We start from the raw sequence: 23,242 nt of genomic DNA on the forward strand, positions 1-23,242 counted from the left end.
GGTCACGGATTCTGCGGGACACCCGCCGGCGAAGGGAAGCCCGGGAACTGGGTGGTCCCGATACCTTGCTCGGGGAGCATGACAGGAATGCCATCATCCACACGGTAGATGACTTTTTCGTCAGTGGTAATCAGGCCTTCGCCGAAGGCTTCGCTGACGCGCTCACCGGCCACGGTATCGACCGAGCCCGCGCCAATGGCAGCGTTCAGGGTGTTCAGTTCGGTGCTGGTCAGGGGGCGCAGAGGGCGCTTGCTGACGGGGCAGCAGAGGATGTCTAGGAGACGCTTGTCCATATGGTGGGCTATCAAGCCCATGCCTGTAGCTGGGAATGTCCTTACAATAGCGATTTTTGGGTGCTCCGGCCATGACTTCCAATGCAACTGACGAGGCGACCGCACCGCGCGTCGGCGTGGTAATGGGCTCGCGCTCTGACTGGGAAACGATGGAAAACGCCTCGGCTACCCTGTCCAGGCTGGGCATCGTCCACGAAGTCCGCGTGGTCTCGGCTCACCGCACGCCGGATTTGCTCTTCGATTACGCTGATACGGCCGTGGGGCGCGGGCTCCAGGTCATCATCGCGGGTGCGGGCGGTGCCGCCCATCTGCCGGGCATGATCGCCGCGAAGACCCGCCTGCCGGTGTTTGGCGTGCCGGTGCAGTCCAAGGCCCTGAATGGTATGGATTCGTTGCTTTCCATTGCGCAGATGCCGGCGGGTATCCCGGTCGGCACGCTGGCCATTGGCCGTGCGGGCGCGGTCAACGCCGCCCTGATGGCCGCTTCCGTGCTGGCTCTGCATGACCCGGCCATCGCGACTGCTCTGGATGCCTTCCGCGACGAGCAGACCCGCACTGTTCTGGACAACCCGGACCCGCGCACGTGAGCCGCCACCTTCCCGTTGTCGGCATCCTCGGCGGAGGGCAACTCGCCCGCATGCTGAGCCTGGCCGCCGCGCCGCTGGGTATCCGCACACGGGTGGTCGACAGCGTGGCCGACGCCTGCGCCGCACAGGTCACCGAGCTGATGGTGGCCGACTGGAGTGAGGGCCGCGGCGAACGCGACGAGGCGGCTCTGGCCGACTTCGCCAGCCGCGTTGACGTCGTGACCTTCGATTTCGAGAACGTGCCCGCTGCTACCGCCCAGTGGCTGGCGTCACGGGTTAAGGTGTTTCCTGCGCCTGCCGCGCTGGCAGTAGCTCAGGACCGGCTGGCCGAAAAGAAGCTCTTTCGCGAATGCGGTCTGAACACGCCTGATTTCATGGCGGTCGACACCCGCGACGATCTGGAGCGCGCCGTCGCCACCATTGGTCTTCCGGCCATTCTGAAGACGCGTCGCCTGGGGTATGACGGCAAGGGGCAGTTCCGTCTCCGTTCTGCCGCCGACATCGGCCCGGCGTGGGAAGCTTTGGGCGGGGCCGCTGCCGCCCATGGCCTGATCCTGGAAGCGTTCGTGCCCTTCGAGCGTGAGCTTTCCGTGGTAGCCGTGCGTGGCCGCGACGGCGAGTTCCGGATGTGGCCGCTGACGCGCAACTGGCACGTCGACGGCGTGCTTTCGCTCAGCCTCGCCCCTGCGCCAGACACGTCGGACGCTCTGGTCGAAACGGCTGCCGCCCACGCGCGGACGCTGGCAGAGCGGCTGGATTACGTCGGCGTGTTCGCGCTTGAGCTGTTCGTCCGCAACGGCGAGTTGCTGGGCAACGAGATGGCTCCGCGCGTGCATAACTCCGGGCACTGGACCATCGAGGGGGCGCATACGAGCCAGTTCGAGAATCACATCCGCGCCGTGCTGGGCTTGCCGCTGGGCGATACCGGGGCGCGTGGCTGTTCGGCCATGTTCAACTGGATCGGTGAGATGCCTGATCCGGCGCCCGTGCTGAGCGTGGTCGATGGCCATTGGCACGACTACGGTAAAGAGGCGCGCGCCGGCCGCAAGGTCGGCCACGCCACTATTTGTGCGCCGGATTCGGGCTCGCTGCGCGAACGCCTGGTGCAGGTTGCCAGTGAGTTGGGACGTGACGGGCAGGCGGAGCCTGCGGTGGCGTTGCTGGGGTAGGTGGGTGGTCCTGGAGCGGGCCTGCTGGCGAGGATGCTTCGTCCTTGCGCCTCGCAGGATCACTCGCTTTGCGTGACCCTCACCGGCCACAGACAGCAAAAAGGGCGGCCATGAGGCCGCCCTTTTTGTTTTGTTTCGTGGTGACTTACGCCAGGTTCTTGCCAGCAAAGTCCCAGTTGACCAGATTCCAGAACGCCTCGACGTACTTCGGGCGGGCGTTGCGGTAGTCGATGTAGTAAGCGTGTTCCCACACGTCGGCGGTGAACAGCGGCGTGTCGCTGCCGGTGATCGGCGTGGCGGCGTTGGACGTGTTGACGATGCCCAGCGAGCCATCCGGACGCTGCACCAGCCAGGTCCAGCCGGAACCGAAGTTGCCGATGGCCGACTTGGTGAACTCTTCCTTGAACTTGTCGAACGAGCCGAATGCCTTGTCGATGGCGTCGGCCAGCTTGCCGGACGGGGCGCCGCCGCGGTTCGGACCCATCGAATTCCAGTAGAACGTGTGGTTCCAGATCTGGGCTGCATTGTTGAAAATGCCGCCGGAGGACTTCTTGACGATGTCCACCAGGTCGGCGTTCTCGAACTCGGTCCCCTTGATGAGGTTGTTGAGGTTGGTCACATACGCCTGATGATGCTTGCCGTAGTGGAATTCGAGCGTCTCGGCCGAGATATGCGGCTCGAGAGCATTCTTTTCATAGGGAAGCGGGGGAAGCTCGATCGCCATCAGGGGACTCCTTAGCGTTGGCTGGGGTGGTTAAAAGGCGAAGCAGGGCGCTGTCGCGCTCACTGCTACACTACGGAACTATCCGCATTCTAATGATGAAACTGAGCTATGGACGTTGTTGAGCGAATCAAGGCCATCGTGACGGGCCATCCGATCGTTCTTTTCATGAAGGGCACGCCGGAATATCCGATGTGTGGCTTCTCCGCGCGCGCCGTGCAGGCGCTGCAGGTGGCGGGCGCCTCCTTCCATGCGATCAACGTTCTGGAAGAGCCGCAGATCCGCGCCAGCCTTCCGCAGTACTCCAACTGGCCCACGTTCCCGCAGTTGTTCATCCAGGGCGAGCTGATGGGTGGCTGCGACATCATCGAAGATCTGCACAAGGCAGGCGAACTGAAGCGCATGGCTGAGGACGTGTCGGGGAATGCTCCGTGAGTGCTCTGGCCAGTGCCCGCTTGCCGGACACGCGTGACGAGTCCGCCACATCACTGGCCGGTCGCGTCATTCTGGTCACCGGCGCCACAGGCGGACTGGGTGGCGAAGTAGCGCGCCACGTCGCCCTTGCTGGCGCGACGGTCGTCATCTCCGGTCGCAAGGTCAGGGCGCTGGAAAAGCTGTACGACGAGCTCGTGGCGCTGGGTGCGCCGCAGCCCGTCATTCACCCGCTGGATCTTGAAAGCGCCACGCCGGCCGACTACGCAGCGCTTGCCGATGGCATCGCGGCAGACCTTGGCCGTCTTGATGGTGTGGTACATGCCGCCGCGCACTTCAATGAGCTGACACCGATGTCGATGCACAAGCCGGACGACTGGCTCCGTGCGTTGCAGGTGAATGTGTCCGCGCCGTTCGCACTGACCCAGGCCTGCATGCCGTTGCTGACGGCGGCGCCAGACAGTGCCGTGGTCTTTGTGCTGGACGACGCCCAGCTCGTGTCGCGTGCGCACTGGGGAGCCTATGGCGTGTCAAAGGCGGGCGTTGAGCGCATGACGGCCATCCTGCACGCGGAAAACAGCAGGGACGTGCTGCGTGTGCATGCAGTGCTGCCCGCGCCCATGCGTACGTCGCTGCGCCGCAGTGCGTACTACGGCGAAGACACATCGCGCAGGCCGCTGCCCACCGAAGCCGCGAAAGCGGTCACGTGGCTGCTCTCGCCCGACGCCGGAACGCTTCGTGGCCACGTGCTGGATCTTCGCGACAACCACTAACTATGAGCCGCGCGCAGGTGCGCGCTGGCCGGAGGTAACGCTTCATGGAAGCGCAGATGACGACGTTGTCCGCGGGTATCCTGCTGTTCCTGATCATGGACCCGCTGGGCAATATCCCGCTGTTTCTGGCCCTGCTGAAAGACGTGCCGCCGCAGCGGCGCCGCAAGGTCATGATTCGGGAGCTGCTGATTGCGCTTTTCGTGCTGGTGGGTTTCCTGCTTGGCGGTCAGTACATTCTTAAAGTGCTGCAGCTACGCCAGGAGTCGGTGAGCATCGCTGGCGGCATCGTGCTGTTCCTGATCGGTATCCGCATGGTGTTTCCGCCGGTCGATGGCGGCGTGTTCGGTAAACCGGGTGAGGGCGAGCCCTTCATCGTGCCGATGGCCATTCCCGGCGTGGCAGGGCCTTCGGCCATGGCCGCGTTGCTTCTGCTGACCAATTCGCAGCCGGGTCGCACGGCCGAGTGGGGCATGGCCTTGTTTCTCGCCTGGCTGGCCACGGCCATCATCCTTTTGAGTTCTACTTATCTGTTCAAGTGGCTGGGCGAAAGCGTGCTGACGGCGCTGGAACGATTGATGGGTATGTTGTTGATTGCGCTGTCGGTACAGATGTTCCTGGCCGGGCTTTCCGCCTACCTGCACATTGCAGTCTGACGCGCTCCGTCGACGATCGGGCCCCTTTCCATCACCTTGCTGTCATAATTGGGCAGCAGCATGCCCAGGAGCCGGTCTGACCGCTTCCGGCGGCCGTTCACACTCAAGGAGCACGTCATGTTGAGCATCGAACAGGCCCTCACTGATCGCATTCCGTGGTTGGCGCAGCATCCGCGCATCCGCAAGCCGGTAGCTGGCATGCTGGAAAAGCTCGCCCACGAAACGCGTTTCAACGCGACACTGGATCACGCAGGGCACGCTCAGGGCTTCGATTTCTGCGAGCGCACGCTGGATTACCTCGGCGTCAGCTGCCGCGTCACGGAGCGTGAGCGCGAGAACATTCCGGTCGAAGGACCGTTGATCGTCGTGGCCAACCATCCGTTGGGCATGGTGGACGCGATTGCGTTGTTGCAGCTCATTGGTTCGGTGCGCCGCGACGTGCGCATCCTTGGCAACGACGTGCTTGCGGCCGTACCGCAGCTCGGCCCGTTGCTGTTGCCGGTTGATGTTTTCGGCAAGGGTGCCGCCTCGAAGATGCGCGGCATTTTCCGCGCGCTGGAAGCGGGCGAGGTCCTGGTGATTTTCCCGGCTGGCGAAGTGTCCCGCATGCGCCCGGGTGGCGTGCGCGATGGCCAGTGGTCCGATGGCTTTGCACGCATCGCCATGCGCATGGGCGTGCCTGTGCTGCCCGTACATATTGCTGCGCGCAATTCGGCGATGTTCTATGGCCTGTCCATGCTGGCAAAGCCGTTGGGCACCGCCATGCTGCCGCGCGAAGCCACCGCGCAGCGCCGTCAGCGTGTCGGGTTCCGTATTGGCGCCCTCATTGGCGCTGACGAGTTGAAACAGCGCAGCGGTGGTTCGGCCGAGCAGGCTGCGAAGCTGATGCGTCGCCACGTGTATCGCGTGGGCCGTCACCGTGGGCTGATCTTTGGCGGTCAGACGCCGCTGGCGCACCCGGAACCCATGGAGCGTGTGGTGGCCGATCTGGCCCGTGCCGAAGTGCTGGCTGATCTGGCCGACGGCAAACAGATTCTGTTGATGCAGGGTTCGGCTGAGAGTCCTGCACTGCGGGAGATCGGGCGTCTGCGCGAGCTGACGTTTCGCCGGGTGGGCGAGGGTACCGGCATGCGCCGTGACCTGGACGCCTATGACCCGCACTACGAGCATCTGGTGCTATGGGATGCAAAAGCCCTGCGCATCGTGGGCGCTTACCGTTTCGGCCATGGCGGCAAGCTGATTGCCGAGCGTGGCATGACCTCGCTGTACACCTCCAGCCTGTTCGACTACTCGCCGGCGCTGGAGTCGCGTCTGGCCCAGGGGCTGGAGCTTGGCCGCAGTTTCATCGCTCCGGCCTACTGGCGCTCGCGGGCGCTGGATCAGCTGTGGCAGGGCATTGGCCTGTATTTGCAGCGTCATCGTGAGCTGCGTTACCTGTTTGGCCCCGTGAGCATGTCGGTCAGCATGCCGCGCGAGGCACGCGAGTGGATTGCCGCAGCACACCAGCATTACTTTGGTGTGACAGGCCTTGCTGCCGCCCGGCAGCCGTTCGTAATTTCTCCCGCCGTTATTGATGTCGTGCGGGCGGAATTGGCTGGTCTTGACCCCGCAACGGGGCTTGGCCGACTCAAGAACCGGTTGGACGCCCTCGGCGTTACCCTCCCGGTCCTCTATCGTCAGTACGTGGATCTGGTCGATCCTGAAGGCGTTCAATTCCTCGATTTTGGCGAAGATCCGGGCTTTTCAGGCTGTGTTGACGGCCTGGTGATGCTGGACCTGGCTTCTCTCAAGCCGGCGAAGCGCGCCCGGTATTTAGGCAAAAACGCTTAAATATCAGGTTTCTGCGAATTCTCCCCGATTCCGCAGAAAAAAGTGGTATTTCGTAATTTTGGCGTGAATTGGTTACAAATCTGTCATACAATGCCGTTAAAGTCGGCTTAACAACTTGCGCGTCATCCACTGGAACGTGATCGGCATCACGGGCGCGTTGTAAGTCTGAGAGTTGGGGAACAGCCCGATAAAACCGAAAGCCTGGCAACCGCCGGGCCGCGGCTTTGTCTTGCCAAAAAAATCTCGTTCGTTAAGAAGCCACAGGGTCGACCATTAAATGAATAGCCGAATCCGCGCCAAACTCTTGCCGCTTGCCATCGCATCGCTGCTGGCCGGCGCTCCCGCCTTCGCACAGGACACTTCGTCGGCCATCAGCGGCCGCGTCGTGGACGCTTCCGGCAAGCCGGTTGCGAACGCCACCGTCAAGGTGGTGCATGAGCCGTCCGGTACCACGAAGATCGTGACCACCGATGCCGACGGTCGTTACGCCGCACAGGGTCTGCGCGTCGGTGGCCCGTTCGATGTGGTCGCTACGAGCGCTGGCGGTCAGCAGGTTGCTGAACAGCACGACGTGTACCTCGCTTTGTCGCAGAACACGGCTATCAATCTCAGCCCGGCTGCTGCGCAGGGCGCACAGTCGCTGGAAGGCGTCACGGTCTCGGCGAGCTCGCTGGCCAGCACCTTCTCGCCGGACAACAAGGGTCTGACGACCAACCTGTCCCGTCGCGAACTCGAAGCCGTGCCGACCCCGAACCGCTCGATCCAGGACATTGCCCGTCTTGATCCGCGCGTGCAGATTTCGGATCGTGACCGCGGCCAGATCTCGGCTCTGGGCCAGAACTTCCGTTACAACTCGATCACCATTGACTCGGTCAGCGCGGGCGACCCGTTCGGCCTGGAAGACAACGGCCTGGCCAGCGTCGGTTCGCCGATCTCGCAGGACACGATCGAGGAATACAACATCTCCACCGCCAACTACGACGTGGCTGCCCGCCGCGGCGTCGGTGCCAGCATCAATGCTGTGACCAAGAGCGGTACCAACGAATTCCACGGCTCGGTCTACTATGCGTTCCAGAACACGAACGACATGGTTGGCGAACTGCGCAACTCGTCGGGTCAGTCGTCCAAGTACAACGGCTTTGACAAGAACTGGACGGCCGGCGCCACCGTTGGCGGCCCGATCATCAAGGACAAGCTGTTCTTCTTCGCAGGTTATGAAGAAGCCAAGAAGACTGGCGTAGGCACCAGCTACGGCCCGCGTGACTCCAGCGCCGCCAACCCGGTGCAGGGTCTGACCAACGCTCAGGTTCAGCAGATCACCAACCTGGCGACCCAGCTCGGTCTGAAGCCGGGTAACTACACCGACAAGTTCGACATGGTCGACAAGCGGTCGCTGATCAAGTTCGACTGGAACATCACCGACAGCCATCGCGCCACGTTCCGTTACAACCGCACGAAGGAAAACCAGCCGATCGCCACGGCCGGCGGTACCACGTACCTCAACCTGAGCAGCGACTGGTACTACAAGAACCGCGACAACAAGAGCTACACCCTCAACTTCTACGACGACTGGAACGAAACGTTCTCGACCGAAGCCGCCATTTCGTACTCCACGTACGACCAGGGCCGTTCGTCGCTGGTGGGTGGCGCTCAGCCGTACATCCAGGTGTATCCGGGTAACGACGCTGCCACCGGCGGTGTCAACGTTGCCATCGGCACCGAGCCGAGCAGCCAGGTCAATGCGCTGAAGGTGAAGACCTGGAACGCGTTCCTTGCTGCCACCGTGTACCTGGACGACCACACCCTGAAGGGCGGCGTCGACTTTGAGCAGGACGACTACTACAACGCGTTCCTGCAGCGCGCTTATGGTTCGTACCAGTTCAACCTGAACCAGTTCGCGAATGGCGGTTGGTACAACTACCAGCTGAAGACTCCGGTCAATGGCTACAGCCTCGACGACGTGGCTGCCCGCTACAAGCTCAACCAGTACGGCCTGTTCCTGCAGGACACCTGGCAGGTCACCCCGGCGCTGTCGCTGCAGTACGGCGTGCGTCTTGATATTCCGCTAACCAACGACAAGCCGCTTGAGAATCCGTGCTTCGCCGCTGCTCCGGGCAAGTCGTTCACGGCTTACAACGCAAACGGTTCGGTTGCATGCGTCGCTGCGAAGGGCGGCTTCGGCTACTCCAACAGCACCACGATCAACGGCAACCGCGTTGTTCAGCCGCGTCTCTCGTTCAACTACGCTTTCGACACCGAGCGCATGACCCAGCTGCGCGGTGGCGCTGGCCTGTTCATCGCCAACGGCCCGAGCGTGTGGCTGTCCAACTCGTACGCCAACAACGGTTTCAACGTTGGTACGTACAACGTGACCGACAATGCCAGCGGCCTGCCGGGTTCCAACCTTGCTGGCGTCGGCGCGAAGCCGGCTCCGAGCTACGACCCGAACAACCCGATCACCCCGGGCACCTCGCGCGTCCTCGGTTCGTCTTCCGCGAAGATGGCTGTCGACACCGTCGACCGCGACTTCAAGCAGCCGACCGTGTGGAAGATGAGCCTGGCCGTCGATCACGAACTGCCGTGGATGGGCATCGTCGCGTCGCTTGAGTGGATCCACCTCAAGGTCCGTGACGGCATCCTGTACCAGAACATCAACCTTGGCGCGCCGACCGGCACGACCCAGGATGGTCGCAACATCTATTGGGGCCCGACGCTGCTCAACGGCGCACTGTCGAACTCCTCGACCAACGAGCGTTACAACTCGAACCAGGCCTTTGACCGTTCGGTCACGCGTCTGACCAACACCAGCAAGGGCAAGTCGGACAACGTCACGCTGTCGTTCAAGAAGGCGTTCTCGGACAGCTGGTTCGGCGCCGTTGGTTTCAGCTGGAACCGCGCAACGGACGTCAACCCGGGTACCTCGAGCGTTGCCTCGTCGAACTACCAGGGCAACGTCTGGACGAACCCGAACGAAGACAAGGCGACCACCTCGCTGTACTCGATCCCGAAGCGCGTCCTGGCTTCGCTGAGCTGGCAGCATCGCTTCTTCGGCGACTACGCCACGACGATCAGTGCGACCTACGACGGTCACTCCGGTTCGCCGTATAGCTGGGTGTTCGGTAGCGACGTCAACGGTGACGGCTACGCCCGCGACCTGGCGTACATCCCGTCCTCGGTCAACGACGTGAAGTGGGCCGCCAAGGTCACCGACACCATGAAGCAGCAGTTCATGGACTACGTGAACAGCGACGGCTACCTCAGCTCGCACAAGGGTGGTGTCGCCGGCCGCAACGCCACGCGCGCTCCCTGGCTGAACCAGCTGGACCTGTCGTTCCGTCAGGAAATCCCGGGCCTGTTCGATGGCAACAAGGGTGTGGTGTCGCTCGACATCTACAACTTCACGAACATGGTCAACAAGAAGTGGGGCGTGGAGCGTCGCGCCACCTTCCCGGGCATCCGTTCGCTGGCTGACGCCGTCGTCGATGCCAATGGCAAGTACGTGTATGACATCTCGGCTTCCAAGTACAAGGATGCCGCCGGCAACTACATCCCGAACAGCACGCCGCTGCCGGTCAATGAGTCGCTGAGCCCGTCGCAGCGCTGGTCCGCCATGCTGACCGTCAAGTACACGTTCTAAGGTTCACCCCTTAAGAACTTGCGACATGAAAGCCGGCGCCCTTGTGGCGCCGGTTTTTTTTGGCCCGGAAATGGCCAGTCTGGCGGCAGCCTGAATAGGCTGCTTGACCCCGTGCCGGGCGCGCGTGATCCTAAGCGGTCGGCTCCCGTACCGGAGCCGGGTTCACCGCTAAGACGCGGTCAGGAGAAGTAATTCAATGAGTGCAAATCAAGCCACGGCAACTGTCCCGGGTAAAACGGTAAGTGCCCGTATCTCGCCGGCCGGTGGCCTGGACATCCTTTCCCGCAACGAAGTCGCGCGTCTGCGCGATGCAAGCGGGTCGGGTCTGCATGCGCTGCTGCGCCGCTGTGCGCTGGCCGTGCTGACGTCGGGCAACCTCAGTGATGACCCGGGTACGCTCTTCGAGCAGTACCCCGATTTCGACATCCAGGTGCTGCAGGAAGATCGCGGCATCAAGATCGAACTCAAGAACGCCCCCGATCAGGCTTTCGTCGACGGCCGCATCATCCGCGGCATCAACGAGCTTCTGGTGGCTGTCGTTCGCGACATCGTTTATGTCGCCACGCAGCTGGAAGCGGGCAATTTTGATCTGGACGACACCGTCGGCATCACCCATGCCGTGTTCGAAATCCTGCGCAACGCACGCATGATGCGTCCGCAGGTCGATCCCAATCTTGTGGTTTGCTGGGGTGGTCACTCCATCAACCGCGATGAGTACGAATACACCAAGCGTGTGGGCTATCAGCTTGGCCTGCGCAGCATGGACATCTGCACGGGTTGCGGCCCGGGTGCGATGAAGGGCCCGATGAAGGGCGCCACCATCGCGCACGCGAAGCAGCGTCGTCGCGGCAACCGTTATATCGGTATTACCGAGCCGGGCATCATTGCGGCCGAATCGCCGAACCCGATCGTGAACAATCTGGTCATCATGCCGGATATCGAAAAGCGCCTTGAGGCGTTCGTTCGTCTGGGTCACGGCATCATCGTGTTCCCCGGTGGCGTCGGCACGGCGGAAGAAATCCTCTACATGCTGGGCATCCTGCTGCATCCGGATAACCAGGGCCGACCGTTCCCGCTGATCTTCACGGGTCCGAAGGCGTCGTCGGCGTATTTCGAGCAGATTGACCGCTTCCTTCGCCTGGCGCTGGGTGATGACGTGGCGAAGCACTACCAGATCATCGTCGACGACCCGGAAGCTGTGGCGCACGCCATGGTGTCGGGTATCGACAAGGTCCGGAATCATCGCCTCGACAACAAGGACGCCTTCTTCTTCAACTGGGCACTGAACATTCCGCTGGCCTTCCAGCGTCCGTTCCGTCCCACTCATGAAGCGATGGCTGGCCTCGTGCTTCACCGCGGCCGTCCGCGCCACGAACTGGCGGCCGATCTGCGTCGCGCGTTCTCCGGCATCGTGGCGGGCAACGTGAAGGAAGAGGGCGTTCGCGCCATCGAGCAGAACGGCCCGTTCGTGATCGACGGCGAGGCAGACATCATGGTGGCACTGGACGACCTGCTCAAGGCATTCGTCGTGCAGCACCGCATGAAGCTGCCCGGTGGCACGGCCTACGAGCCGTGCTACGTCGTGCGCACTGCCTGATATGTAACAAAGACGCGGCCCGTTCGGCGCCGCGTCAGTTGGCCCACTCCAGGCGATCGACGATCGCCTGGACGTCCGAGGCTACCGCTGGCGCACTGCTGCCTCGCGCCCTGAAAGACCGTCCCGCCACTTCGATAGCTGCAAAATACTCATCGCGTTCTGCGTCGTAGCGGATATCGGCCCGGTATCCCTTGTAGATGAAAACGTGGTCATTCACAGGCTTTCCCGCTTGCTCCTCAGGCATTTACCTTGCTGAGGTGAGTGTGGGCGCCAGGTGACGGATGGCCGTCTGTTTGCTGAACGTATGCGCGGCAGCCGGGTTGTGCGTCACACGCTCTAGACGCGTGCAAGGGCGACGATGCAGTTACCCAACATGCATCGGAGTCACGCACATGATCGTCACCATTCTTCTCGTGATTCTGGTTCTCGCCCTGGTCGGCGGCTTGCCCACATGGGGCTATTCGCGTTCGTGGGGTTACGGCCCTTCGGGCGGTATCGGCGTGATTCTCGCCATTCTTCTTGTGTGCTGGCTGCTTGGCGTCATCTGACCCCGTGCCGCACGAACATCGTAAAGTCCGCGAGACCGACAAGGGATTGCCAGGTGAGCCGCCGGGCGACCTCCCGGAGGATCCTGTAGAGCGCCCGGGCCCTGATCCGGACACGGACGGCGTGCCGCCCCAGTAAGGCGCTTCATGCCTTTTCAGAGGCCGCTGGCGAGTGGTGGGGAATATCAGGGGCCTGGGGCCGGATCGGAAATGCCCCAGGTGCTGCAATAGGCGCGTTGAGTTCCACGAGGTTGCGGATCAAGCGCGCTCCTTCAACGATTTCTGGAAAATCCATGCAAATGACGCCGTAGCGTCCGGGAGGTGCGTGGGTTACGAAGTTCAGCAGTCGCGGATTGATCGTGGATGCCACCTGCGCCGGCGTAAATGGCGACATGCCATTGCAGAAGTTCAGGTACAGCGTGCGCAGGTTGGAATCCTCCGACGCCTTGCGCAAAACGGGCTCCACCAGACTGGTGAACTTCGGGAAAATCTGGCCGCCGAAAGCCCCCATGTTCCATTTGTCCTGCACCACGAACGTGATGCCTGCCTTGTTGGTATGGCGAAACGCGGTGTCGTCGGGCCAGTGCGTGGCGTCAATGCCGAGGGGTGGCGCGTCGAAGCGGCGCAGCAGGATCAGTCGCCCGCGCACATCGCTCAGGCGGGGGAGGTCGTCTGCCGGATGAAGCAGGCTGGGGATCGCACCGAGGTTGGCTGCTGCTGCCTGGGCAAAGGCGCCCATGGTTTGCGCGGCCGGCTTCTTTTCCTCGTTTTTCAGCGACAAAACGATGCATTCGCTGGGATGTGAGGTCAGCCAGTTAGCGCAGTCCGTCACTATCTCGCTGAATGTAATGGGGAACATGATGGTCCCGTGGCACCCGGTGAGGGTGTTGGGTCCGGTGAGGCGGCAGCGGATATCAAGAAAGCGGATGCCGCGATCCAACTGCTCGAAGAGCGTGAGTGACTGCGTCTGCGCCCACTCCTCGCCGGTCTGGCGCTTACGCTTGGATATCCAGTACGACAGGCTGTCGTGCGTGCCCGGTAGTGTGAGTTCCGAGAGCAGATGAGAATCCTCAATGCTGCTCATCCACGTTGTTGCGGGCCATCCACTCGAACCGGGCATGCTGCCTTCCCCTTATGGGTCGCGCGTCCCAACGGACGTCGCAGTTCAAGGCTATAGCGGGAAAAAGCCGGCGAATCCGCGTTTTTGGCCGAAAACGAAGCGTTCACATACGACCGATCCTGCGCGCGAAACGCCAGAGGCGCATCGCGCACAGGGAGGGCCCGATTACTTCGAGGCCGGGAGATTCAGGAAGGGGGTGCTGCCTGCCAGCTGATAAACCGGCAGTTTGCCGTCCCACTTCTCGATGGCGTTGAGTTCCGCGACGCCCGGGTTGTTGCGCAACGCTTCACCACGCAGGCTGATTGCCTTGGCTTCTGCTTCGGCAAGCGCGAGGCGCGCGTTGGCCTGTCCCTGTGCTTCAGCTTCCACCTTCTGCGCTTCTGCCTGGGCCTGTGCAACTTCGTTCTTGCGCTGCTCGGCCATCTGCGTGGCCTGGATCTTCGCGTTGATCGAATTGACCACGTTTTCCGGAAGGTTGAGCTTGCCGACCCAATAGACCTTCTCGACAACCAGGCCAATGCCGGCCACTTCTTTGCGGACTTCTTCTTCGACCGACTGGATCAGCTGCGCCTTGCCTTTGCCGTATACCGATTCCACACCCATGTTCGACGCCTGCCGCACCAGTGCATCGCGCACCATGTTGCGCAGATACAGATCGGTGATTTCGTCTACGCCCTTGCGGTAAGTCTGGAAAAGTTTGGTCACCTTGGACGGATCGACGTGATAGGTGATGCCGACATCGGCATTCACCGTCAGGCCCTCGATCGTGCCGAAAGTCAGCGACTCGTCTTCACGCTGTTCGCGCGACCAGACTTTCGTCTGCGTGTAAGTTGGGAACGTGTACAGCTCTTCGTTCCAGCCGATCCAGTAACGGCCCGGTGGAAGCTCCTGCAACTGCACGCCCTTGTCGCTGCCATACAGATTGAACTTGATACCGACGTTGCCAGCGGGAACCTTGGAGCAGGCTGCCAGCATCATGATCGCCAGCAGGCCGATCCATTGCGTAATGCGCTTCATTTATTGCTTTCCTTGATGGTAGCCGGCCGGGCAAGCCGGAAATACGTCACCGCGCAGAGCGCCAGGCCGGCAGCGACGCCGACCAGCACAGACACGGTGGATCGATCCGAAATCAGCCAGGGGCCGACGAATCCCAGATAGATGGCCCATGCTGCAACCAGCAGCACGATGGTGAGGCGGCGTCCGCGCGCCTTGATGGTGGTTTTGCTCGCTAAATCATCATTCATGACTTGTCCCTTCCATGCAGAATGAAGCGGAGTGTCCATGGATTGCGGCGCGAATCCTGGCGACCCTGAGTGCGGGACGCGGCTAATGGAGCACCGCTCATCCCGCGGTACGCCTGCGCGATGGCATTGCTTCAAATACCCGTGGTACCCCTTTGCTTTACCCCGTGGTGTGCGAGATCGCCTTTGCCGGCGCACATTTTGACCGACGCCGAAAATCAAGCGGCGTGTGTCGCTACAAATACCGCACACCAGGTCATCAACTTTATTATTCCCGGTTGCTTTGCGTCCAGTGGCGGCAGGGTGCGGGTGAGCGGATCGGTATCCTCGCTCTGAGGCAGACAATCCCCTTATTGAATCTGCACTAGACTCACCCGACTACGCAGGGGGGGAGAGTATGGGGAATTGGTATTGGCTCAAGCGAGCGAGGCTTGGCTTCCTGTTTTTGTTGCCGTCCAGCCATGCGGCAAGCACGGAAGTTGTGACTTACTTGAAAAAGATGGCAGTTGCGTTTTTATCGGTCTCGATCTTTTTGTCTGGGGTGGCGTTGGCTCAGCCTCAGCCCTCAGGTGCTGATGAAGCAATCAGGGCGGATAACGAGGGGGGATATCCGCAGCTTCCGGCCTTGAGGGCTGACGAAGTAGTCGAAAAGGGGCGGGATTTCGCGTTTTGCTCCGAATCGGACTGCTATCTGACGGCAGAGCAGTTCCGGGCGCTTAGCAATGCAGCGAAGCTCTATAAGAAAGATATGCCGCAGGGCACACCCGCCAGTATGGTGGTGAGCATTGAGAGTGGACTGATCAGCGCAACCGCTTTCCCAAAAAGCGCGAGACCGACCGACTTCGGCTCCGCAGGGGATGTCATGGCTATCACGTATCTGTTTGATGCCACGGGTGAGCATGTGGTCAAGCAATTCTACAATCGCTAGGCGGGCCATCCCCGGCTGGTTGCTCTCCAGCGATCCGCTTCCGGCGCTTTATGTCGCCGTGAGCATTGATGGTTGGCGAGGCCATTGAGTGGATGGATGAAGTGGAAGGGCCGGGCAAGCTGGAGTCAAAGGCGGCGACGGCGAAATATTCGCGGACGGCTTTCCATGATGCGCGCGGCCATATTGCAAGGAGTTATATGCTCAATTTTCAGAAGCAGGTGGTGTTTGCGTTTTCCTTGATCTCGATCTTTTCGTCTGCGATGGTGTTTGCTCAGCCTCCGCCCTCAGGTGCTGATGAAGCAATCAGGGCGGATAACGAGGGGGGGGATCCTCAGCTTCCGGCCTTGAGGGCTGACGAAGTAGTCGAAAAGGGGCGGGGTTCCGCGTATTGCTCCGAATCGGACTGCTATCTGACGGCAGAGCAGTTCCGGGCGCTTAGCAATGCAGTGAAGCTCTATAAGAAAGATATGCCGCAGGTCACACCCGCCAGTATGGTGGTGACCATTGAGAATGGACTGATCAGCGCAACCCCTTTCCCAAAAAGAGCGAGACCGTCCGACTTCGGCTACGCAGGGGGTGTCATGGCTATCACGTATCTGTTTGATGCCACGGGTGAGCATGTGGTCAAGCAATTCTACAATCGCTAGGCGGGCCATCCCCGGCTGGTTGCTCTCCAGCGATCCGCTTCCGGCGCTTTATGTCGCCGTGAGCATTGATGGTTGGCGAGGCCATTGAGTGGATGGATGAAGCGGAAGGGCCGGGCAAGCTGGAGTCAAAGGCGGCGACGGCGAAATATTCGCGGACGGCTTTCCATGATGCGCGCGGCCATATTGCAAGGAGTTATATGCTCAATTTTCAGAAGCAGGTGGTGTTTGCGTTTTCCTTGATCTTGATCTTTTCGTCTGCGATGGTGTTTGCTCAGCCTCCGCCCTCAGGTGGCGGCGGAGCGGTCAAGGCGCTGGCGTCTCCTCAGCTTCCGCCCTGGAGCGCGGACCAAGTAATTGAGAAGAAAGATTACGTGTTCTGCTCCGAATCGGACTGCTATCTGACGGCGGAGCAGTTCCGGGCGCTTGGCAATGCGTTGAAGCTCTATAAGAAGGATATGCCGCAAGTAACACCCACTTGCCTGCTGGTGCGCATTCAGGATGGGCTGATCAGCACCACTCTTTTTTCAGCAAGAGCGAGACCGTCCGACTTTGGCTATGCAGATGGTGCCATGGATATCACATATCTGTTTGATGCCACAGGCGTGCATATGGTCAAGCGAATCTACAATCGCCTGGCCGGCCATCACCGGCAGGCTGGTGTCCAGCGATCCGCTTCCGGCGTCATGGGTGGCCGTGAACTCAATGGTTCGCGGGCTTGCGGAACCGATGGCTGAAGGGAGGGGCCGGGCGCGCTGGAGTCAAAGGCGGCGACGGCGAAATATTCGCGGACGGCTTTCCATGATGCGCGCGGCCATATTGCAAGGAGTTATATGCTCAATTTTCAGAAGCAGGTGGTGTTTGCGTTTTCCTTGATCTCGATCTTTTCGTCTGCGATGGTGTTTGCTCAGCCTCCGCCCTCAGGTGCTGATGAAGCAATCAGGGCGGATAACGAGGGGGGATATCCTCAGCTTCCGCCCTGGAGCGCGAACGAAGTAATTGAGAAGAAAGATTACGCGTTCTGCTCCGAATCGAGATGCTATCTGACGGCGGAGCAGTTCCGGGCGCTTGGCAATGCGTTGAAGCTCTATAAGAAGGATATGCCGCAGGTAACACCCACTTGCCTGCTGGTGCGCATTCAGGGTGGGCTGATCAGCACCACTCTTTTTTCAGCAAGAGCGAGACCGTCCGACTTCGGCTATGCAGATGGTGCCATGGATATCACATATCTGTTTGATGCCACAGGCGTGCATATGGTCAAGCGAATCTACAATCGCCTGGCCGGCCATCACCGGCAGGCTGGTGTCCAGCAATCCGCTTCCGGCGTCATGGGGGGCCGTGAACTCAATGGTTCGCGGGCTTGCGGAACCGATGGCTAAAGGGAGGGGCAGGGCGCGCTGGAGTCAAAGGCGGCGACGGCGAAATATTCGCGGACGGCTTTCCATGATGCGCAACCCGGTAAAGCGCGCGCCTGATGTCTGTGCGCACGCACAAAGAAAAAGGCCTTGCATCGCTGCAAGGCCTTTCAAATATGGCGCCCGAAGTTGGACTCGAACCAACGACCCCCTGATTAACAGTCAAGTGCTCTAACCGGCTGAGCTATTCGGGCAGCGAGTCGCGTATTTTGTGGAAGTGATCGGGAGGTGTCAAGCGTTTGGTTGATCGAAAGGTGCAACTTTTTTCATGCAGGCCTGTGCATCGCCATCTGATGCGACTTCCGAGCGTATGCGACCCGAGGGGGCGATGACGATTTTTTTCGCATAAGGGCGGCCGCGCGTCGTGCAAATGGCGATGGAGAGATTCTCATTGCGGGACGTGCCGTCCGGATCGAAGCGGGGATGGTGCTGGCCGCGACCATGGGTGATTGCGCGGACGTGCGGGGGCAGGGGCGGGTCTACACGGGTCGTGGTCCACTGGCCGTCTTTGAGCGCTTGCCTGTGCCAGCCCCCGGTCCAGTTTCGGGGGGTGTCGCATAGCGCCGTGGGACAGAGCCGCGTACGCGTCTGGCCGAACAGGGCCGAGGACCTGGCTTCCTGAGCCGCCGCGAGCAGGGCGTCATGGCTCATGCGAACGCGCCAGCGGTCTGTGGTTGCCGACAGGGTGGGGGCCGCCAGGGCGGCGAGCAGTGCGGCCACGGCGAGGGTCGTGGCCAGCTCGATCCAGGTGAAGCCGGGACAGGCGCGCATGAGGCCTCCCAAATCGACATTGCCGGCTGCGGGCCTCCGTGAATGCTGTGACGGGCCCTCGACATCGTGTGGGCGGAGCCGATTTAAACTGGTCATCCGAGCCCCCATCTCTGCCGCCATGACCGACCGATTCCAGCTCGTTTCTCCCTACAAGCCGGCGGGTGACCAGCCCGACGCCATTCGTCGACTCACTGAGGGCTTCGAGGCAGGCCTCGCGGCGCAGACGCTGCTGGGTGTTACCGGTTCCGGCAAGACATTCACCATCGCCAACGTGGTGGAGAAGATCCAGAAGCCGACGCTGGTACTCGCACCCAACAAGACGCTGGCGGCTCAGTTGTATGGCGAGTTCAAGGAATTCTTCCCGCACAACGCGGTGGAATACTTCGTCAGCTACTACGACTACTACCAGCCCGAAGCCTATGTGGTGGCGTCCGACACCTTCATTGAGAAGGACGCCAGCATCAACGACCACATTGAACAGATGCGGTTGTCGGCGACAAAGGCTCTGTTGTCGCGCAATGATTCGCTGATCGTGGCGACGGTGTCGGCCATTTACGGTCTGGGTGACCCGGAAGACTATCTCAGCCTGCGTCTCATCCTGGCGCGGGGCGAGCGCATCGAGCAACGGGCGCTGATCCGTCAGCTGACCGAACTTCAGTACACGCGCAACGAAACCGAACTGCGTCGCGGCACCTACCGCGTGCGCGGCGAGGTGGTGGATGTGTTCCCGGCGGAGTCGGAAACCGAAGCACTGCGCATCGAGCTCTTCGATGGTGAGGTGGAGAACCTTGCCCTGTTCGATCCGCTGACGGGCGAAGTATTGCGCAAGGTGCCGCGTTACACGGTGTATCCGAAAACCCATTACGCAAGCACGCGCGAAAGCGTGCTCAATGCGATGGAGACCATCAAGGTGGAGCTTTCCGAGCGCCTTGAACAGCTTTATCGCGACAACAAGCTGGTGGAAGCGCAGCGGCTGGAGCAGCGTACGCGTTTCGATCTGGAGATGATGCTGGAAGTGGGTTATTGCCAGGGCATCGAGAACTACTCCCGACACCTCACGCGCCGCGAGTCGGGCGAGCCGCCGCCGACGCTGTTCGATTATCTGCCGCCGGATGCGCTGATGGTGGTCGACGAATCGCATGTGACCGTGGCGCAGCTGGGCGCCATGTACAAGGGTGACCGCTCGCGCAAGGAGACGCTGGTCGAATTCGGCTTCCGCCTCCCGTCCGCGATGGACAATCGCCCGCTGAAATTCGAGGAGTGGGAGCGTCGCGCGCCACGCGCCATCTACGTGTCGGCGACACCGCGCGCTTACGAGCTGGATCGCTCGGACGACAACGTTGTGGAGCTGGTCGTGCGTCCCACCGGTCTTGTCGACCCGGAAGTGGAAGTGCGTCCGGTGCGCACCCAGGTCGATGATCTGCTCGGCGAAATCCGCAAACGCGTGGCCATGGGTGATCGTGTGCTGGTTACCACGCTGACCAAGCGCATGTCGGAGAATCTGACGGACTACCTCTCCGAGCACGACGTGCGCGTGCGCTATCTGCATTCGGACATCGAGACGGTAGAGCGCACTGAAATCATCCGCGACCTCCGCCTCGGCGAATTCGATGTGCTGGTGGGAATCAACCTGCTTCGCGAGGGTCTGGACATGCCCGAGGTATCGCTGGTGGCGATTCTCGATGCGGACAAGGAAGGCTTCCTTCGTTCAACCGGCTCACTGATCCAGACGATTGGTCGAGCGGCACGCAACGTGCGCGGCAAGGCCATCCTGTATGCCGACGAGATCACCGGCTCGATGAAGGCCGCTATGGATGAAACCGCGCGCCGTCGCGAAAAGCAGGTCGAGTACAACCAGAAGCACGGCATCGTTCCGACTACAGTCGTTCGCCGCATCGCCGACATCATGGAGGGTGCGCGTGCAGACGTTGGCTCGCGCGGCGGGCGGGGCGGCAAGCAGGCGAAGGAAAAGCGGAAGATCGCCGAGGAAGCTGCTGACTACGCCTCTCTCACCCCCGAGCAGATATCCGCCACCATCAAGAAGCTGGAGACGCGCATGTACAAGCACGCGCAGAATCTGGAGTTCGAGGACGCGGGCAAGCTGCGTGACGAAATTCACCGCTTGCGGGAGCGGGCACTCCGCTGAGGCCGCCCCGCCAAGTCCGGAAGGCAGGGGTGCGCTGGATTTTGAAAAAAATCCGGGCAGGGTATTGCGAAGGTGAGCAGCGGCCGGTAAACTGCGCAGCTCTTCCGGGCGGTTAGCTCAGCGGTAGAGCACTACCTTGACATGGTAGGGGTCACAAGTTCGATCCTTGTACCGCCCACCACTTTTCCAGAATGCGAAAAGTGGCATGAAGACAAAGACTAAGGAGCCCTCAAGGCTCCTTTTTTCTTGCCTGGGATTTGGCGCCCTTCTGGCAGCAGAACTGCCATTACCCATCGGTTTGGGGTGGGCAAATAAAAAAAGGAGCCCTCGGGCTCCTTTTTCGTAAAGCGTCCTGCTGACTTTTGTCCCGAGAGGGATTAATTGTCGAACAGCATCGAAATGACGGCCGCTGATGGATAAACGGTTTTCACCGATACATCCGTTGCCTGGGACGAGTTCGATTCGTTGTCGCCGCCGTACCGTGCACCAAACTGCAGCGAGGTAGCGCCTGCAGGTACGGTGTAGGGATAGCGAATGACGGTCGGTTCCCCGAAAAGGATTGCGTAGCACGATCCATCGACGTAAATGCCGCAATCCACCACTTTGGTAACCGGGGTGTTGGGGGTAGCAGACATGATGTGGGCGATCAGCTGGCCCTGTGCATAGATGTCGATGTATCCGCCAAAGACCGTGCCGCGATCACCGTAGACGAGGTGCCTGCCATCCACTCGCGCGACGAGCGTAATGGTTGCGCCGGGTGTCGGTGTACCTTCCACGCTGAGCGAAGTCCACGTCGTGCCTTTGGCTGCCACGCCGCCGGAACATGCAAGTGCGGCAACCGCCACGAGGGACATGATATGGAATTTCTTGATCATGAGTTTCGCCTGAGGTTATCCGTTGGTACGAAGGGGGGTTCCCCCTGCACGCGCGGATCGACTCAAGGGCCGTCGACGCCGAAAGTGCGCACGATGCACTTGCTGTTGATGATGTCGTACTCGACAAACACCTTCAGGTTGGCTGCCTTGGCGGCGACCACTGCAGCGAAAAACTGGCGGCTGCGTTCCGGCGTGTCGCTCGGGTCCATTTCCAGCGAGCCGCTCGGGCAGGGTGACGGCGTGAGAAAGGCCACGGTGCCAGCCGGGTACGACTGGATGCGCCAGGCGGCAGGGCTGCCCACCAGGCTAACGGTGGCAGCAGCGTTGAGGCTGAAGAAGCTGCCGGCGACAAAAGCGAGGCCGAGCAGGAGCGAGCGCCTGGATGCGAAACGAAGCATGGTATTCCCCTGATTGAATGTCGTTGCGAACTGCCTTTGAGACAATTCGCAAGAAATTGTAGAGGGGGCTAACTGCAGCCGTATGTAAGTGCTTGGCTGTTTTTGTGTAGGGGATTCCCTACATGAAGGAGCGGCTATCCATCAGCCCTGTTGTGGCGACTGGGTGGCGAGGCCTGCGCGGATACGCTGACGCCCATTCATCTGGGCGAGCACGCTGACCATCAGCGCGCGACATTCATTCCAGCCACGACGCTCTTCGATGCTTACGAAGTCCGCTTCGGTGGCCACCGGCGGAACGCTGTGAATATCCTGCGAGCGATAAATGCAGTTGTTCCAGCCCAGCTCATACGATTGCACGGTGAAGCGCTCGGTGCCCAGGGGCTCCGGCCACGCGTAGTGCTGCTCGCGGTGCGCCGAATCAAGCGACTCCAGCTCGCGCATGAGGTCGTTGAAGGCCGAGATCGCGGTCGGGTCGCCCAGGCGGGCCAGGGCGTTGCGGACGGCGTCGATACTGGGCTGGCGGCTCATGGACATCTCATTGCGGTGGGGGCGGACTTGGCGCCGGGGCGCTGCCCCGACTGTTGCATGATACCCCCCACGGCCGGGCAGGCAAAACGCCCACAACCCCGTGAGTCATCGACCTTTTTCGACCTGGCCGTTAATCTTCGCGCCCCCTTTCACATCACGGAGCACCGGCCATGGCCGTACGCGACAGCAACGGAAACGAACTGGTCGAGGGTGATTCGGTCACGGTCATCAAGGATCTGAAGGTCAAGGGCGCCTCGCTGACGCTCAAGCGCGGCAAGCTTTTCAAGGGCATCCATCTCACGGATGACGACGCTGCCGTGGAAGTGCGCGAAGGCAAGAGCGTGCTGGTGCTGAAGACCGAATTCCTGAAAAAGGCGTGATGCCGCAGGTCGTTGGGTGGGAGGCCTGAAACGCGGTTGCCCCACGTACACTTGGGTTTTTCTGCCGGAGCCTGGCCGTGGCCTATCAATGGATCAAGACGCTGCACCTTCTTTTCGTGATGGCGTGGATGGCGGCGGTCTTCTACCTCCCTCGCGTGCTGGTGAATCTGGCGGAGGCTGGCGATGAGCCCGCTGTGCGTTCGCGTCTGGACCTGATGGGGCGCCGGCTCTATCGCTTTGGCCATGTGATGTTCGGTCTTGCGATCATCTTCGGCATCACGCTGTGGGCGATGTACTTCCCGTCGGCCGGTGGCTGGCTGCATGCGAAGATCGCCCTGGTCGTGCTCCTGTTCGCCTATTACATCTGGACCGGGCGCGCCCTGAAGCGCTACGCCGCAGGCCGTGGGTTGCCGGCGGCGCGCACGCTGCGCATCCTTAACGAACTTCCTGTGTTCGTGCTCGTGGCCGTCATCTATCTGGTGGTTGCCAAGCCGTTCTGACCGTCGCGATTTCTGCGACGGCAGCGTGGCAGCATGCACGCCTACGATACGACGGAGCA

General features: G+C 61.2%; 25 protein-coding genes, 2 tRNA genes and 1 pseudogene. 17 read left to right on the plus strand and 11 right to left on the minus strand.

Annotation, left to right across the window (positions count from 1 at the left end; translation table 11 throughout):
• Positions 1–2: 2 nt before the first annotated feature.
• Entirely contained in the window at positions 3–293 is a 291-nt protein-coding gene (locus FHW69_RS18190; RefSeq protein WP_183424531.1) for a Trm112 family protein, read from the minus strand.
• A 71-nt stretch (positions 294–364) separates the two neighbouring features.
• On the opposite strand from FHW69_RS18190, the gene purE reads away from it, so the two are divergent.
• Positions 365–880, plus strand: a complete 516-nt coding sequence (gene purE / locus FHW69_RS18195) for a 5-(carboxyamino)imidazole ribonucleotide mutase (protein WP_183424532.1) — start codon at positions 365–367, stop codon at positions 878–880.
• A complete protein-coding gene (locus FHW69_RS18200) occupies positions 877–2,049 on the plus strand; it encodes a 5-(carboxyamino)imidazole ribonucleotide synthase (RefSeq protein WP_343204050.1) in 1,173 nt (390 codons plus the stop codon). Before purE ends, FHW69_RS18200 begins: the two co-directional genes overlap by 4 nt.
• Before the next feature lie 145 nt (positions 2,050–2,194).
• On the opposite strand, the gene FHW69_RS18205 is transcribed toward FHW69_RS18200, so the two are convergent.
• Positions 2,195–2,773, minus strand: a complete 579-nt coding sequence (locus FHW69_RS18205; protein WP_183424533.1) for a Fe-Mn family superoxide dismutase — start codon at positions 2,771–2,773, stop codon at positions 2,195–2,197.
• Between the two features lie 108 nt (positions 2,774–2,881).
• On the opposite strand from FHW69_RS18205, the gene grxD reads away from it, so the two are divergent.
• The 6 genes from grxD (at position 2,882) to ppnN (ending at position 11,692) form a co-directional block, all read left to right on the plus strand.
• Positions 2,882–3,205 (plus strand): Grx4 family monothiol glutaredoxin, encoded by a 324-nt coding sequence (gene grxD / locus FHW69_RS18210; RefSeq protein ID WP_183424534.1) that lies wholly within the window; start codon positions 2,882–2,884, stop codon positions 3,203–3,205.
• Positions 3,202–3,975 carry an SDR family NAD(P)-dependent oxidoreductase gene (locus FHW69_RS18215; protein WP_183424535.1) on the plus strand — a complete coding sequence of 258 codons (774 nt, stop codon included), beginning with the start codon at positions 3,202–3,204 and terminating at the stop codon, positions 3,973–3,975. The genes grxD and FHW69_RS18215 overlap by 4 nt, the downstream gene beginning before the upstream one ends.
• 56 nt (positions 3,976–4,031) lie before the next feature.
• The gene (locus FHW69_RS18220; protein WP_183424536.1) at positions 4,032–4,628 is read left to right on the plus strand and encodes a YhgN family NAAT transporter; all 597 of its coding nucleotides are present in this window, start codon (positions 4,032–4,034) and stop codon (positions 4,626–4,628) included.
• Positions 4,629–4,745: 117 nt separating this feature from the next.
• Positions 4,746–6,458, plus strand: a complete 1,713-nt coding sequence (locus tag FHW69_RS18225; protein ID WP_183424537.1) for a lysophospholipid acyltransferase family protein — start codon at positions 4,746–4,748, stop codon at positions 6,456–6,458.
• A 277-nt stretch (positions 6,459–6,735) separates the two neighbouring features.
• A complete protein-coding gene (locus FHW69_RS18230; protein ID WP_183424538.1) occupies positions 6,736–10,095 on the plus strand; it encodes a carboxypeptidase regulatory-like domain-containing protein in 3,360 nt (1,119 codons plus the stop codon).
• A 196-nt stretch (positions 10,096–10,291) separates the two neighbouring features.
• Entirely contained in the window at positions 10,292–11,692 is a 1,401-nt protein-coding gene (gene ppnN / locus FHW69_RS18235; protein WP_183424539.1) for a nucleotide 5'-monophosphate nucleosidase PpnN, read from the plus strand.
• A gap of 34 nt (positions 11,693–11,726) precedes the next feature.
• Here the strand turns inward: ppnN and FHW69_RS18240 are convergent, their stop codons facing one another.
• Positions 11,727–11,909 carry a hypothetical protein gene (locus tag FHW69_RS18240; protein ID WP_183424540.1) on the minus strand — a complete coding sequence of 61 codons (183 nt, stop codon included), beginning with the start codon at positions 11,907–11,909 and terminating at the stop codon, positions 11,727–11,729.
• A gap of 178 nt (positions 11,910–12,087) precedes the next feature.
• Here FHW69_RS18240 and FHW69_RS18245 point away from each other — a divergent pair, with 178 nt between their 5' ends.
• Positions 12,088–12,240 (plus strand): DUF3309 family protein, encoded by a 153-nt coding sequence (locus FHW69_RS18245; protein WP_343204051.1) that lies wholly within the window; start codon positions 12,088–12,090, stop codon positions 12,238–12,240.
• Between the two features lie 142 nt (positions 12,241–12,382).
• Here the strand turns inward: FHW69_RS18245 and FHW69_RS18250 are convergent, their stop codons facing one another.
• The 3 genes from FHW69_RS18250 to FHW69_RS18260 all read right to left on the minus strand — a co-directional run bounded on the left by FHW69_RS18250 (position 12,383) and on the right by FHW69_RS18260 (position 14,601).
• The gene (locus FHW69_RS18250; protein ID WP_183424542.1) at positions 12,383–13,321 is read right to left on the minus strand and encodes a phosphatidylinositol-specific phospholipase C; all 939 of its coding nucleotides are present in this window, start codon (positions 13,319–13,321) and stop codon (positions 12,383–12,385) included.
• Positions 13,322–13,522: 201 nt separating this feature from the next.
• Positions 13,523–14,374, minus strand: a complete 852-nt coding sequence (locus FHW69_RS18255) for a prohibitin family protein (protein WP_183424543.1) — start codon at positions 14,372–14,374, stop codon at positions 13,523–13,525.
• Positions 14,371–14,601: a hypothetical protein gene (locus tag FHW69_RS18260; protein WP_221195630.1), complete on the minus strand. Its 231-nt coding sequence runs from the start codon at positions 14,599–14,601 to the stop codon at positions 14,371–14,373. Before FHW69_RS18260 ends, FHW69_RS18255 begins: the two co-directional genes overlap by 4 nt.
• A 394-nt stretch (positions 14,602–14,995) precedes the next feature.
• Between FHW69_RS18260 and FHW69_RS18265 the strand changes: the two genes are divergently transcribed.
• The 4 genes from FHW69_RS18265 to FHW69_RS18280 all read left to right on the plus strand — a co-directional run bounded on the left by FHW69_RS18265 (position 14,996) and on the right by FHW69_RS18280 (position 17,549).
• Complete coding sequence (locus tag FHW69_RS18265; protein WP_183424544.1) at positions 14,996–15,526, plus strand: hypothetical protein; 531 nt, start codon at positions 14,996–14,998, stop codon at positions 15,524–15,526.
• 68 nt (positions 15,527–15,594) lie between these two features.
• On the plus strand, positions 15,595–16,173 hold the full coding sequence (locus FHW69_RS18270) for a hypothetical protein (protein WP_183424545.1): 579 nt from the start codon (positions 15,595–15,597) through the stop codon (positions 16,171–16,173).
• A 68-nt stretch (positions 16,174–16,241) separates the two neighbouring features.
• Positions 16,242–16,907, plus strand: a complete 666-nt coding sequence (locus FHW69_RS18275) for a hypothetical protein (protein ID WP_183424546.1) — start codon at positions 16,242–16,244, stop codon at positions 16,905–16,907.
• Between the two features lie 96 nt (positions 16,908–17,003).
• Positions 17,004–17,549, plus strand: coding sequence for a hypothetical protein (locus tag FHW69_RS18280; protein WP_183424547.1), 546 nt, complete (start codon positions 17,004–17,006; stop codon positions 17,547–17,549).
• Positions 17,550–17,702: 153 nt separating this feature from the next.
• On the opposite strand, the gene FHW69_RS18285 is transcribed toward FHW69_RS18280, so the two are convergent.
• Together FHW69_RS18285 and FHW69_RS18290 are read right to left on the minus strand one after the other, a co-directional pair.
• Positions 17,703–17,779, minus strand: a tRNA-Asn gene (locus tag FHW69_RS18285).
• Between the two features lie 37 nt (positions 17,780–17,816).
• A complete protein-coding gene (locus tag FHW69_RS18290; protein ID WP_183424548.1) occupies positions 17,817–18,356 on the minus strand; it encodes a GspH/FimT family protein in 540 nt (179 codons plus the stop codon).
• A 118-nt stretch (positions 18,357–18,474) separates the two neighbouring features.
• Here FHW69_RS18290 and uvrB point away from each other — a divergent pair, with 118 nt between their 5' ends.
• On the plus strand, positions 18,475–20,502 hold the full coding sequence (gene uvrB / locus FHW69_RS18295; protein WP_183424549.1) for an excinuclease ABC subunit UvrB: 2,028 nt from the start codon (positions 18,475–18,477) through the stop codon (positions 20,500–20,502).
• Positions 20,503–20,608: 106 nt separating this feature from the next.
• Positions 20,609–20,683: transfer RNA gene (locus tag FHW69_RS18300), tRNA-Val, on the plus strand.
• A 196-nt stretch (positions 20,684–20,879) separates the two neighbouring features.
• Here FHW69_RS18300 and FHW69_RS18305 read toward each other — a convergent pair.
• From FHW69_RS18305 to FHW69_RS18315, 3 genes are all read right to left on the minus strand, one after another.
• A complete protein-coding gene (locus tag FHW69_RS18305) occupies positions 20,880–21,377 on the minus strand; it encodes a hypothetical protein (RefSeq protein WP_183424550.1) in 498 nt (165 codons plus the stop codon).
• A 62-nt stretch (positions 21,378–21,439) separates the two neighbouring features.
• The gene (locus FHW69_RS18310; protein ID WP_183424551.1) at positions 21,440–21,775 is read right to left on the minus strand and encodes a hypothetical protein; all 336 of its coding nucleotides are present in this window, start codon (positions 21,773–21,775) and stop codon (positions 21,440–21,442) included.
• Between the two features lie 141 nt (positions 21,776–21,916).
• Complete coding sequence (locus FHW69_RS18315) at positions 21,917–22,303, minus strand: hypothetical protein (protein ID WP_183424552.1); 387 nt, start codon at positions 22,301–22,303, stop codon at positions 21,917–21,919.
• Between the two features lie 176 nt (positions 22,304–22,479).
• Here FHW69_RS18315 and FHW69_RS18320 point away from each other — a divergent pair.
• Together FHW69_RS18320 and FHW69_RS18325 are read left to right on the plus strand one after the other, a co-directional pair.
• Positions 22,480–22,683 (plus strand): annotated as a pseudogene (locus FHW69_RS18320) (alkylphosphonate utilization protein); the annotation flags it as partial.
• A 77-nt stretch (positions 22,684–22,760) separates the two neighbouring features.
• The gene (locus tag FHW69_RS18325; RefSeq protein ID WP_183424554.1) at positions 22,761–23,183 is read left to right on the plus strand and encodes a CopD family protein; all 423 of its coding nucleotides are present in this window, start codon (positions 22,761–22,763) and stop codon (positions 23,181–23,183) included.
• Positions 23,184–23,242: the final 59 nt, after the last annotated feature.

This window comes from Luteibacter sp. Sphag1AF, from assembly GCF_014192715.1.
GTDB lineage: Bacteria > Pseudomonadota > Gammaproteobacteria > Xanthomonadales > Rhodanobacteraceae > Luteibacter.

Coding starts and splice junctions, on each gene's coding strand:
- FHW69_RS18230 (WP_183424538.1), top strand. CDS start 6,736: ATGAATAGCCGAATCCGCGCCAAACTCTTGCCGCTTGCCATCGCATCG.
- FHW69_RS18290 (WP_183424548.1), bottom strand. CDS start 18,356: ATGCGCGCCTGTCCCGGCTTCACCTGGATCGAGCTGGCCACGACCCTC.
- FHW69_RS18275 (WP_183424546.1), top strand. CDS start 16,242: ATGGTTGGCGAGGCCATTGAGTGGATGGATGAAGCGGAAGGGCCGGGC.
- FHW69_RS18270 (WP_183424545.1), top strand. CDS start 15,595: ATGGTTGGCGAGGCCATTGAGTGGATGGATGAAGTGGAAGGGCCGGGC.
- uvrB (WP_183424549.1), top strand. CDS start 18,475: ATGACCGACCGATTCCAGCTCGTTTCTCCCTACAAGCCGGCGGGTGAC.
- grxD (WP_183424534.1), top strand. CDS start 2,882: ATGGACGTTGTTGAGCGAATCAAGGCCATCGTGACGGGCCATCCGATC.
- FHW69_RS18190 (WP_183424531.1), bottom strand. CDS start 293: ATGGACAAGCGTCTCCTAGACATCCTCTGCTGCCCCGTCAGCAAGCGC.
- FHW69_RS18315 (WP_183424552.1), bottom strand. CDS start 22,303: ATGAGCCGCCAGCCCAGTATCGACGCCGTCCGCAACGCCCTGGCCCGC.
- FHW69_RS18265 (WP_183424544.1), top strand. CDS start 14,996: ATGGGGAATTGGTATTGGCTCAAGCGAGCGAGGCTTGGCTTCCTGTTT.
- FHW69_RS18225 (WP_183424537.1), top strand. CDS start 4,746: ATGTTGAGCATCGAACAGGCCCTCACTGATCGCATTCCGTGGTTGGCG.
- FHW69_RS18305 (WP_183424550.1), bottom strand. CDS start 21,377: ATGATCAAGAAATTCCATATCATGTCCCTCGTGGCGGTTGCCGCACTT.
- FHW69_RS18205 (WP_183424533.1), bottom strand. CDS start 2,773: ATGGCGATCGAGCTTCCCCCGCTTCCCTATGAAAAGAATGCTCTCGAG.
- purE (WP_183424532.1), top strand. CDS start 365: ATGACTTCCAATGCAACTGACGAGGCGACCGCACCGCGCGTCGGCGTG.
- FHW69_RS18280 (WP_183424547.1), top strand. CDS start 17,004: ATGCTCAATTTTCAGAAGCAGGTGGTGTTTGCGTTTTCCTTGATCTCG.
- FHW69_RS18260 (WP_221195630.1), bottom strand. CDS start 14,601: ATGAATGATGATTTAGCGAGCAAAACCACCATCAAGGCGCGCGGACGC.
- ppnN (WP_183424539.1), top strand. CDS start 10,292: ATGAGTGCAAATCAAGCCACGGCAACTGTCCCGGGTAAAACGGTAAGT.
- FHW69_RS18220 (WP_183424536.1), top strand. CDS start 4,032: ATGACGACGTTGTCCGCGGGTATCCTGCTGTTCCTGATCATGGACCCG.
- FHW69_RS18255 (WP_183424543.1), bottom strand. CDS start 14,374: ATGAAGCGCATTACGCAATGGATCGGCCTGCTGGCGATCATGATGCTG.
- FHW69_RS18250 (WP_183424542.1), bottom strand. CDS start 13,321: ATGAGCAGCATTGAGGATTCTCATCTGCTCTCGGAACTCACACTACCG.
- FHW69_RS18310 (WP_183424551.1), bottom strand. CDS start 21,775: ATGCTTCGTTTCGCATCCAGGCGCTCGCTCCTGCTCGGCCTCGCTTTT.